Source organism: Streptomyces sp. NPDC031426, assembly GCF_055581585.1.
The window spans coordinates 1-10,232 of record NZ_JBVIJE010000064.1; the positions used below are offsets into that span (position 1 = coordinate 1).

13 protein-coding genes are annotated in these 10,232 nt (G+C 69.5%); 7 read left to right on the forward strand and 6 right to left on the reverse strand.

From position 1 onward, the window contains the following. Nucleotides 1-216: 216 nt before the first annotated feature. On the reverse strand, nt 217-1,218 hold the full coding sequence (locus ACZ5NH_RS44500; protein WP_468784078.1) for a helix-turn-helix domain-containing protein: 1,002 nt from the start codon (nt 1,216-1,218) through the stop codon (nt 217-219). A gap of 325 nt (nt 1,219-1,543) precedes the next feature. Here ACZ5NH_RS44500 and ACZ5NH_RS44505 point away from each other — a divergent pair, with 325 nt between their 5' ends. Then, the gene (locus ACZ5NH_RS44505) at nt 1,544-2,950 is read left to right on the forward strand and encodes an MFS transporter (protein WP_468784096.1); all 1,407 of its coding nucleotides are present in this window, start codon (nt 1,544-1,546) and stop codon (nt 2,948-2,950) included. Between the two features lie 186 nt (nt 2,951-3,136). After that, a complete protein-coding gene (locus tag ACZ5NH_RS44510; RefSeq protein ID WP_468784098.1) occupies nt 3,137-3,709 on the forward strand; it encodes a hypothetical protein in 573 nt (190 codons plus the stop codon). Here ACZ5NH_RS44510 and ACZ5NH_RS44515 read toward each other — a convergent pair. Continuing rightward, nucleotides 3,631-4,539, reverse strand: coding sequence for a LysR family transcriptional regulator (locus ACZ5NH_RS44515; RefSeq protein ID WP_468784080.1), 909 nt, complete (start codon nt 4,537-4,539; stop codon nt 3,631-3,633). The genes ACZ5NH_RS44510 and ACZ5NH_RS44515 overlap by 79 nt on opposite strands. Nucleotides 4,540-4,664: 125 nt before the next feature. On the opposite strand from ACZ5NH_RS44515, the gene ACZ5NH_RS44520 reads away from it, so the two are divergent. Together ACZ5NH_RS44520 and ACZ5NH_RS44525 are read left to right on the forward strand one after the other, a co-directional pair. Further along, nucleotides 4,665-5,483, forward strand: coding sequence for an inositol monophosphatase family protein (locus ACZ5NH_RS44520; RefSeq protein ID WP_468784082.1), 819 nt, complete (start codon nt 4,665-4,667; stop codon nt 5,481-5,483). Between the two features lie 41 nt (nt 5,484-5,524). After that, nucleotides 5,525-6,121 (forward strand): NADPH-dependent F420 reductase, encoded by a 597-nt coding sequence (locus ACZ5NH_RS44525; RefSeq protein WP_451005850.1) that lies wholly within the window; start codon nt 5,525-5,527, stop codon nt 6,119-6,121. A 130-nt stretch (nt 6,122-6,251) separates the two neighbouring features. Here ACZ5NH_RS44525 and ACZ5NH_RS44530 read toward each other — a convergent pair whose 3' ends face one another. Beyond that, on the reverse strand, nt 6,252-6,695 hold the full coding sequence (locus ACZ5NH_RS44530; protein ID WP_468784084.1) for a hypothetical protein: 444 nt from the start codon (nt 6,693-6,695) through the stop codon (nt 6,252-6,254). A 41-nt stretch (nt 6,696-6,736) separates the two neighbouring features. On the opposite strand from ACZ5NH_RS44530, the gene ACZ5NH_RS44535 reads away from it, so the two are divergent. Then, on the forward strand, nt 6,737-7,339 hold the full coding sequence (locus ACZ5NH_RS44535; protein WP_468784100.1) for an integrase: 603 nt from the start codon (nt 6,737-6,739) through the stop codon (nt 7,337-7,339). Beyond that, nucleotides 7,329-8,030 carry a DUF6461 domain-containing protein gene (locus tag ACZ5NH_RS44540; protein WP_468784086.1) on the forward strand — a complete coding sequence of 234 codons (702 nt, stop codon included), beginning with the start codon at nt 7,329-7,331 and terminating at the stop codon, nt 8,028-8,030. Before ACZ5NH_RS44535 ends, ACZ5NH_RS44540 begins: the two co-directional genes overlap by 11 nt. Nucleotides 8,031-8,157: 127 nt before the next feature. Here ACZ5NH_RS44540 and ACZ5NH_RS44545 read toward each other — a convergent pair whose 3' ends face one another. After that, nucleotides 8,158-8,364, reverse strand: a complete 207-nt coding sequence (locus ACZ5NH_RS44545) for a hypothetical protein (protein ID WP_468784088.1) — start codon at nt 8,362-8,364, stop codon at nt 8,158-8,160. A gap of 155 nt (nt 8,365-8,519) precedes the next feature. On the opposite strand from ACZ5NH_RS44545, the gene ACZ5NH_RS44550 reads away from it, so the two are divergent. Further along, a complete protein-coding gene (locus ACZ5NH_RS44550) occupies nt 8,520-8,846 on the forward strand; it encodes a hypothetical protein (RefSeq protein WP_468784090.1) in 327 nt (108 codons plus the stop codon). Between the two features lie 15 nt (nt 8,847-8,861). Here the strand turns inward: ACZ5NH_RS44550 and ACZ5NH_RS44555 are convergent, their stop codons facing one another. Continuing rightward, nucleotides 8,862-9,215 (reverse strand): DUF6233 domain-containing protein, encoded by a 354-nt coding sequence (locus tag ACZ5NH_RS44555; protein WP_468784092.1) that lies wholly within the window; start codon nt 9,213-9,215, stop codon nt 8,862-8,864. A 155-nt stretch (nt 9,216-9,370) separates the two neighbouring features. After that, nucleotides 9,371-10,030 carry a tetratricopeptide repeat protein gene (locus tag ACZ5NH_RS44560; protein ID WP_468784094.1) on the reverse strand — a complete coding sequence of 220 codons (660 nt, stop codon included), beginning with the start codon at nt 10,028-10,030 and terminating at the stop codon, nt 9,371-9,373. Nucleotides 10,031-10,232 lie beyond the last annotated feature (202 nt).

Sequence of the window (10,232 nt, forward strand, 5' to 3'; positions counted from 1 at the left end):
GGTACTTACGTGGTGCTGGCACTGCTCGTGGTTCTCCTTCGGGCCAGGATCATAAGCCTGGCTTCAGGGACTCCACGAAACGGGGTGCAGCTCAAGCCCTGATCTCCTCGGTGACCAGCCGTACGTCCAGTCCGTCGCGGGCGATGCGTTCGGGGAGGCCGCTTCCTTGCAGTCGACGGTCACCCGGCTGATCGAGATTCGCGACAACCTGCTCGATCAGGTCGCCGAAGCACAGCGCGAGGGCTGGCTCGGCGAGGTCGAGGCCTGGAGATCAGCCCTGCTGGCGCCGAGGACAAGCTGGCTTAACATGCTGGCGGTGCGTGGCTCAGCGGTCGGCTCCGGGTGGCCCGAGGGCGCCGACTCCGCTTGAGCATCGGCGGAGTCCAGGCGGAGCATGGCCGTCTCGTCCGGGGTGCCGGGGGCTGCCTGATAGACCACCATCCGCTGGCCGCCCGTCCGAGCGAGTTGCATCACCTCGTAGGTCAGGGTCATCGGTCCGACCTTCGGATGTCGGAAGGACTTCTGCCCTCCGCCGCGTTCACAGACGTCGTACCGCTCCCAGAGGCGCGCGAACTCCGGGGACTTCAGGACCAGTTCACCGACGAGCGCGGTCAGCTCGGGGTCGTCCGGGTCGGCTCCGGCGACCGCCCGCAGGTGCGCCACCGAGAGCGCGACCGTCTCCTCCCACGGCTGGTAGAGCGTCCGGCCGACCGGGTGGAGGAAGAGATAACGGGTCAGGTTGCGCTGGTCCTGCGGCCAGTCCCAGAGCCCGGGCAGCAGTCGCCGACCGGGCGGATTCGCGGCCAGTATGCGGTTGTAGCGGCTCACCACGTAGGCGGGGAGCGGACGTACCGACTCCAGCATCCGCAGCACCGAGTCGCGGACGGTGTGATCGGAGGAGGCGGGCAGCTCACCGATCCGGCCGGAGGCCAACTCCACGAGCTCGTGCAGGCGTTCGTAAGCGTCGCCGCGCAGTCGCAGGGCACGGCCGAGGCCGTCCACGACGGCGGGGGAGGGGTTGCTCTCCCGGCCGCGCTCCAGGCGGATGTAGTAGTCGACGCTCACTCCGGCCAGCGCGGCCAGCTCCTCCCTGCGCAGTCCGGGAGTACGGCGCAGTCCCGCGCCGGCCGGGAGGCCGACGTCCTCCGGGCGGACCTGCGCCCTGCGGGCCTTCAGATATCTGCCGAGCTCGGTGCCCCGTGCGTCTGCTGCTGCCATTCGGCCCATTGTGGCAGGTGGACCGGGAACGTGGGGGGCCCTGTCAGGTCCTGGAACGCGGCACCCCGGGAACAGCCCGGTCTGCCAGGCGGCCGCGTGGGGGCGGAGAGTTGTTCCTGCAGCGGGCGGCCTGGCCGTTGGGGCCCAGGGGGTGCGAGGCACAGGACCGCGGCCCCGGCGGGCTGGGGCCGCCCGCTGACTCCCTCCGATTTTCAGTCAATTGCGCTCGCTGTACCTGGAGTTCATCATGTGGTCCACCCCTGTCCTTTCCCCGTCCGCGTCCACCGCGGCCGCCCACGGGCACGGTCAGCAGTCGTCGGCGCCCATGCTCTGGCGACGACAGCCGTACCGGTCCCGACCAGCCGCGCCGGCCGCCGACGCCCCTACCGAGCCGCGTCGCGGCGGCGTCGCGCTGGTCGCCTCGCTGCTCGGTTTCACGGTGATCACCATCGACGTCTCGGCCGTCAACATCGCCCTGCCCGCGATAGGGAAGTCCCTCAGTGGCGGGATGACCGGACTGCAGTGGGTGGTGGACGCGTACACCCTGATGTTCGCGGCCCTGATGATCTCCGCCGGCGCCCTCGCCGACCGTGCGGGCGCCCGCCGTGCCTACGCCTGGGGCGTGGCTCTGTTCACCCTTGCCTCCCTCGGCTGCGCACTGGCGCCGGGCATCGGCGTGCTGGTCGGCGCGCGCGTAGCGCAGGGCGGCGCCGCCGCGGTCGTGATGCCGGCCTCACTGGCGCTGATCCGGCAGGCCTACGAGGACGCCCGGGCGCGTGCCCGCGCCATCGCGCTGTGGACAGTCGGTGGTTCGGTGGCGATGGCCGCGGGTCCGGTGCTGGGCGGGCTGCTCACCGACTCGGCCGGCTGGCGGGCGGTCTTCCTGCTCAACCTCCCCGTAGGCGCGGTGATCCTGGGCCTACTGGTCCGGGTACCGCGCGCCGCGCGCCGGCCCGCCGCGGTGGACGGCGGCGGTCAACTGACCGCCATATTGGCCCTGGCCGGGCTGGCCTTCGCAGTGATCGAGGGCGGCCACCTGGGCTGGACCAGCGGCCCCGTACTGGCCGCCGCCGCGCTCGCCGTCGCCTCCGGGTGCACCTTCCGCTTGGTGGAGGCCCGACACCGCCAGCCCATGGTCCCGCTGGGCCTGCTGATGGACCGCCGAGTGGCCGTCCCGCTGGCGGTCGGTTTCGCCGTCAACGCGGCCTTCTACGGCGGGATCTTCCTCCTCGGGCTGTACTACCAGCAGCTGCGTGGAATGTCGGGGATCGCGGCCGGGCTGATGTTCGTCCCGATGTCGGCTGTAGTGACGGCCACCAACCTGGTCTCGCCGCGCCTGGCGGAACGGATCGGGCGACGGCCGGTGATCGTCGCCGGCCAGCTGATCTTCACCGGTGCGATGCTGGCCATGCTGCCGATGGCCGCACACACCCCGGTGTGGCTGGTGCTGGTCCTGCTGCTCCCGCTGAGCGTCGGCGGGGCGCTCGTGGTGCCCGCGCTGACCGCGCTGCTGATGGACGCCGTCCCGGGAGAGCGTGCGGGGACAGCGTCGGGGCTACTCAACTCGTTCCGCCAGACCGGCGGTGCGCTTGCCGTCGCCCTCTTCGGCAGCCTGCTCTCCAGCACCGGCGGGGGCTTCTCCCTCCCGGGCATGCGCATCGGCCTCCTCACCGTCGCTGCCCTCCTCCTCGCCACCGCCGTCCTTTCCCGCCTCTTCCTGCCCCGTGGCTGACGACCTCAATCGGCTCCACTCGGCCCCTGCAGCGGCTCCCGGTCCGCGAACACAGCCTCGTTGCGCCGCACCGCCTCAGGCAGCTCGGGGTGAACCTCTCTCGCTGTAGGAGGCGGTACGGGCGCAGCTCGCAGCATCGAGCAGGGCATCGACACCGCAATCATGGAGGGCCGGGCAATGTTCGGGATGCTGTCCGTACTGGCGGAGCTCCAGCGCGAGCTGATCGTGGTGAACACCAACGAAAGACTCGCCTCCGCACGGGCCCGCGGCCGGGGCGTCGGGCGCCGGCGACGCCTCACCGACGACCAGGCCGCGTTCGCCCAACGGCTCTACGACGAGCGAGAGAGGACCGCCAGCAGATCGCCGACATGTCCGGCGTGGCGGGGGCCAACGGTGTACGGCCACCTCGACAAGACCAAGACCGTCCCGGTCAGCGCAAGAAGACCGTGGTCACGAAGCCCTGCCGCTCGTTTGTGGCTGGTGACAGCCTCGGGCCGGCCCAGCCCGGGGAACCACGATCCCCGGCGCCGCCGCGGGGAGCGGCCGCTGAATGAGGTCACCAGAGCCCACAGATCCGCGATCGTGAGCCGCAGGCGTCGGTCTGGCCGCCCTCACGGCCAGCATCCGCACGGACAAGCCGCTGCTGACGTTGAAGGGGTGAAGCGGCCGGACGGCGTCGACTACGACGACGCTCTGCCCATGGCCAGCGCGGTTCGCGCCAGCCCGCGCAGCCAGGCGTGGGCGTGGTCGGTGTCGTAGCGCTGATGCCATGACAGGTATATCGGTGCCGACGGCAGTTCGAGCGGGAGGGGGAGCACGACCAGGCCGAGGTCGGCGACTGCTGACCGTGTGGTGGCTTCGGGGACGCTGATCAGGAGATCGGAGCCGCGCGCGAACTCCAGCGCGGCCGCTTCTGTGGGCGCGGTCGCCACCACGCGGCGGCTGAGGCCGAGCCGCGCGAGGGCGTCGTCGAGGGCGTTGCTGAGGTTTCCACGTCGCGAGACGGTGACGTGCTCAGCGGCGGCGTACTGCTTTGCGGTGACGGTCCTGACGCGAGTGAGGGGGTGCCCCTGCCTCACGACGATGACGAGACGGGTCTCGCCCACGTTCTCGGCACGGATGTCCGGTGCGCTCGGGCGGTGGGCGTTCGCCTCCAGGTCGACCTCGCCGCGCCGCAACTCGGGGGTGTCGATGCTGGATTCCGCGATGAAGCGCAATCGCACGCCCGGCGCCTCTTCACGCACGGCCGAGAGCAGTGTGGGGCCGCTCAAGGCGACCAGGGAATCGTGCCAGCGGAGTGTGAAGGTGCGCTCCAACGTTGCCAGATCGAGTTCACCGCTCGGTGCCAGCACCCCTTGGACCTGGTGCAGCAGCTCGTGCACCTGTTCCCGGACGGCGATCGCGTACGGCGTCGGGGTCATCGTGCGGCCGGTGCGCACCAGGATCTGATCCCCGGTCGTGCGCCGGATTCGGCCCAGGCTCCGGCTCATCGCGGGGGCGGTGACATGCAGACGTGCGGCCGCCCCGGCCACACTGCCCTCTTCCAGCAGCGCGTCGAGCGCGGCCAGCAGGTTCAAATCCAATTGCATGTGAGTAATCCTAGTCGTGCTTTACATGCATTTGAAGTTAATCAAGGGGCTGTATACCTTCGAGACCAGAGCGCACAGTTCGGCCCGAACGGCCCCATCACCTCCTTCTCAAAAGGGAGTTCACCATGTCCGAAGGGCTTCAGACCACTGACGTCGCCGCCTCCGACGCCGACCTGCTCGGCCAGACCGCGATCGCCGTGCGCGCGGCCGGTTCGGTGCTGCGCGAGCGCTTCGGCGATGTGGTCCGCTACCAGACCCGCGAAGAGCTGATGCGCGCGCTCGCCGCCAACGACGCCACGGCCCTCGACATCCTGCGCCCCCGCCTCACGCGCCTACGCCCGGACGCCGGCTGGGTGGAGGACGAACTGGACGGCGGGGCGCTGCCGCCAGGCGAATGGTGGGTCGTGGATCCGGCCGAAGGCAACGTCAACCACCTGCACGCCCTGCCAGAGTGGGCGGTGACCGCCACCCTCGTGCGTGAGAACCAGCCGGTGCTCACCGCGGTCCACCTGCCGTTGACCGGCGAGACCTACACCGCGCTCACCGGCGGGGGCGCCTACCTCGACGGCCGGCCGCTGCACGTCTCCCAGACCGCGGACCTCGGCCTGAGCATCGTGGCCACCAGCCAGGCCCGGCCGGACGAGGACGAGAAGGTCGTGCGGCGCGTCGGCTCCTCGATCACCGCGATGCTCTCCGACGCGCTCGTCGTCCGCACCGCCGTGCCCGCGACCCTGCACCTGCTGAACGTGGCCGCCGGCCGGATCGACGCCTTCTGGCAGTTCGCCGGCGCCCGCGCGGACCTGCTGCCCGGGGCGCTGCTCGTCACCGAGGCCGGCGGACAGATCTCCGACGCCGAGGGCCGCCCCTGGACCCCGCAGAGCGAGAGCCTCCTGGCGGCCGCGCCCGGCGTCCACGCCGAGGCCGTCGCCACACTCTCACGCTGACCACACACCACAACCTGCACGCACGGAAGGACCAGATCAGCATGACCACGATCGCAGTTCTCGGAAACGGCCGCGTCGGCGGCAACCTGGCCACAGCCCTCACCCGGGAAGGGCATGAGGTGACCGTGGCGGACCGCACGCCGGGCGCCGCCGCCGACGCTGCACGGACGGCCCGCATCGTCATCAACGCCACCCCGGGAGCCGGCTCACTGGACCGGCTCGCAGTTCTGCGCGAGGAACTGCGCGACAAGATCCTCGTCGACGTCTCCAACGCCACCGTCGACGGACCGGACGGACTGCCCGCCGACCTGATCTACCCCGGCTCGAGCCTCGCCGAGCAACTCCAAGACGCGCTCCCCGAAACGCGCGTCGTCAAAGCACTCAACACCATGCTCTTCCCGGTGATGACCGCACCGGCCACGCTCACCCAGGCGCCCGACGCCTTCCTCTCCGGCGACGACCCGCAGGCCAAGCAGACCGTCCGTGAACTGCTCATCAACCTCGGCTGGCGCAAGGAGTGGATCACTGATCTCGGCGGGATCCAGACCGCCCGCGCCACAGAGGCCGCGATACTGTTCGTACCGCACGTGATTCGGTCCAGCGGATTCGCGCCCTTCGCGATCTCGATCGCCCGCTGATCCGCACCCAGTGCACCGTCCCCGCCGGGCCCACATCCAGAACAGATACGCCGCCGACCGCCGGCCATCGAGCGACCGGCCCGGGCTCTGCTCAGCCCGATGGGCGGCGTGATGACCGAGAACCCGCAGCTCAGCGGCGTCGACCTGGCCCACGTTGCCCTGCGCGCTGCCAAGATGGCGGCGCAAAGAACGGCGGCGGCCGTGCCGCGACGGCGCAGCCGAAGCCGCGCACGACCCAGGTGGTCCGGCGTGGCCGCGAGCCGATGGGGCTCGGTGCCGCGATCGGCACCATGTTCGGGATCGGCCGGACCCGGGCCGCGGCGTAGGTGAGTGCGCCGCGGTGCCACTGGGCCGCGTCCCGCAGTTCGCCGCGCAACAGGTCCGCCCGGGTCCGTACGTCCTCGTCGAGAGCGGGGGTGGGTGGTGCGCCGTACGGCGTGCCGGTGAGCGCGGAGAACAGGATCGCTCCCCGGTCCGCCGCTTCCTGCGGGCTGTCGGCGAGGTTTGTGGCGTCGGCGGGAAGCCCGTCGGTGGCGAGGCGTGCGAACCACTGACCGCCTGCTGATCGCTTCACGGTGGCCACCGTGGCCTGCGCATACCGGAGTTCGCCCCGTGATGCACGGCATGCCCCCACACATCGCCCAGCTGGTCGTCGGCCACCGCGACATCAACACAACGATGGGCTACAAGGCGGTCTACCCCGAGGAGGTCATCACCGGGCACCGCGCTTTCATCGCCCGCCGGCGCAGTCTCCGCCCGAGCGAGGAATACCGCGTCCCGAGCAACGAGGAGTGGGACGAGTTCCTTGGCCACTTCGAGCGGCGTCGAGTGGCCCTCGGAGAGTGCGGAAGATCCTATTTGACTCCGTGCATCCATGAGCACAGTTGCCTGCGCTGCCCCCTCCTTCGCCCGTCGTCTACCCAGCGATCCCGCATCCTCCAGATCCGCGACAACCTGCTCGCCCGGATCACCGAAGCTGAACGTGAGGGGTGGACCGGCGAAGTTGAAGGACTCCAGGTCAGCCTCGTAGGAGCGGAGCACAAGCTCGCCCAACTCGATGAAATGGCCCGTCGAGCCAACACCGTCCATCTCGGCATTCCGGCATTCCGAGAAGTTGCCGGCCGGACTGTGGACCATCAGGTCGCAAGCCAGTCCGCCCCGATCTCGAACGGCCTTCTGCCGCTGGCGCCTGGCAGTATGGCCGCCCATGAACGCTGAATCGTCCGCTCGTTCCTGGCTCCGGGACTTCCATGGCGGCTTTTTACTCGAGGGCTACAGCCTGACGTTGGTTCGCGGGCTCTCGCCGTGCGAGTACCTCGACCGCATCGGCGCAGAGTCGCAGGAAGACGCCAGCGGTTTCGGTGCCTTCGTCGCCCGAGACCGCGAGTTTCAGGATGATCAGGTTGATTGGGGTGACAACATGTTCGTCGGCGCCACCCTCGTCCATGGCGAAGACGCCGACTGGGTCCTGGCCCTGGAGATCAACGGCGGCATCGAGATACAAACTGACGCCATGAAGCACGCCACCCTCGGGACCCGAGGTGTCTCCCATTTCCACAGCCCAAACGCCATGTCCCTGTTCTCCTGGTGGGAGGACGGCGAGCTGCGCACCCGATTCGAAGGCCCGCTTCACCGAGAAGGCAGCACCCCCGACGGACTCGTCGATCTCATGCACCAAGTGGGGTTCGACTTCGAGAACGGTAGCTGCGGCCTTGAGGACTACATCGCACTCGTCGAAGCGCTCACCGACATCCACCTGACGCCGGACATCCTCGAAGACGGCACCTACTCCACTGGCATCGTCGAGATTCCCACCGAGGATTGGTCCAGCGTCGTTGTTGACATCACCGACGCCCACGGCACCCGCACCTACGTTGAGCTCCCCAATCCCTCCCACCCACAGCAATAGCAGCGCTGGGCACTGAAGGAGTTCAGAGAAACTTCGTCCTCTACACCGAGGCGCGCCTCGGTATCGCTTCGACGTCGCTGAATGCCGAGGTGTCCATTGAGGCGACCCAGACCCAGACACCCCACTTTCAGGAGTGGCTGAGCAGGCTGGTGTGCTGCGAGCCGTACGCGATGCACTGCACGCTGGTGGAGCCGTCGAAGATCCCGGCCCTGTTCCACCCCTGCGTCACGGAGGACAAGAACAGCCCGTCGGCCATCTCCAGCTCGGGCTGTGTGTGCCGCCGGACCTTCTGCGACCCCGAGTTCGGGCTGCCCGTCGTCGGTGAGCACTTCAAGCACGTAGGCGAAGGAGGCACCGACCAGTGGAGCTACAAGACGTACGTACCGCTCGATCTGCGTCCTGACGACACCTTCAGCCGTTTCATCACCGGCCGCGGCCTGTTCTGGGCCCGGACGGAGAAGGGGCTCCTGTCGATCCTGCCGCAGCGCAATGCCCTCCGAGCTGGAGGGCGAGGCGTTCACCGACCGCTACACCGATGCGATCGCTCAGATCATCGAGGCCAAACGCGAGGAGAAGCCGCTCCCCGAAGCGCCCGAGCCGGAGCAGCCGGCCCAGGTCCTGGATCTGATGGCCGCGCTGAACGAGTCGGTGCAGAAGGCCAAGGCCTCCCGTACGGGGGGCGCGGGCCCGGCCCAGGTGCACGAACTGCCGAAGCCGAAGAAGAAGGCGGTCGCGAAGGAGCAGCCGGCCAAGAAGACCGCGGCGAAGAAGACGGCCGCCAAGAAGACGACGGGCCGCCGCCCGCGCAGCGCCTGACCGCGCTGACCCTAGTCAGGATGCCCAGGGCGGTGTCCGCGCCGGCAGTGGACGCATGCCGGTACCTGACGCCGCAGCGCGTCGAGCGCCTGCTACCGGGTCGCCGGGCGGCACCGCCCGCTCTTGGTGGCCGCCCAGCAGCCGCCGGTGTGAACGGCATCCACGCTTCTGCCGATTGAGCCCGAACTGGATCAGCCATTCCGGCTCCGGCGGCCGGCGCGCCTCACCCTGCCGCCGCTCGCGCTCGAGCCGTTCCTCGTCGGCGATCCACCGGTCGATCAGGGTCAGCTGCCGCGTGGTCTGCTGCTCGACGACGTGGCGGGCGAACCGCAGCATGTCGAGGCGGGTCGGCGGGGAATCGTCGTGCACTTGGGTGTTCCTCCTGTGACTGGGCGGGTTACTTGGCCGCTCTGTGCATCGCAGTTGGCCACACCAGTTGGTTCGCCGCCATCGCGGGCATAGCGGGTCTTTCGCCCGGCTGTTGTCAGTGGTGCTGCGCGTCGCTGGAAACGTGCCGCGCTCGGTCATGCGCCGTCGACGCTGTCGAGGAAGGTCAGGGCCTCGGCGGTGCGATAGTGGTCCGGGCCGAAGAGAGCCACGCAGGCATCGTGCGCGGCCACGGCCAGAGTGCGGGCCTGGGCCACGCGGCCCAGGCCGAGAAAGGCTGTGGCCATGGACAATTCCACAGCGCCAGTCGATGTACGGCGCCTCTCCTCGGGCAGCCCGCGGCGCACCTCGTCGGCGCGTTCCGCCTCCGCGAAAGCTTCCTCATGGCGGCCCTGTCCGCTGAGACTGCGGGCCAGATTGCTCCGGAGGACTACAGTCGTGTCCTGTGAGAGCTGAGCGGCCAGCGCTTCGCGCGCGAGTGCCTCCGCCTCCTCATGGCGTCCCTGCCCGTTCAGGGCGTAGACCAGGCCGCTGCGAGCGACCGTCGCGATCAACGACATGTTCGGCCCTTGGCCGCGAGTCGCGATCCGGATGACGGCCGCGCACTCCGCCTCACATTCGGTGTGCCGGCCGAGGGTTGCCAGATGTTGGGCACGGTTGGAGCGCAGCTTCAGGGTCTGCGGGTGCTCAGCGCCGAAGATCCTTCCGAAGACCGGCAGCAGTGCATCGTATTCGGCGGCGGCCTCAATGCCGCGGCCCTGGCGGGACACCGCCACGACGGCAACACTCAGTGCCACAGCGGCCAGTGGATCATCGCTCGCCTGAGACCGTGCAGCGGCTACCGCGCGCGCCTCAGCCTCCGCTTCGGCGTAGCGCCCGGCCCTGGACGAGGCCAAGGCTCGGGCTGAGCTGCACCCCGTTTCGTGGAGTCCCTGAAGCCAGGCTTATGATCCTGGCCCGAAGGAGAACCACGAGCAGTGCCAGCACCACGTAAGTACC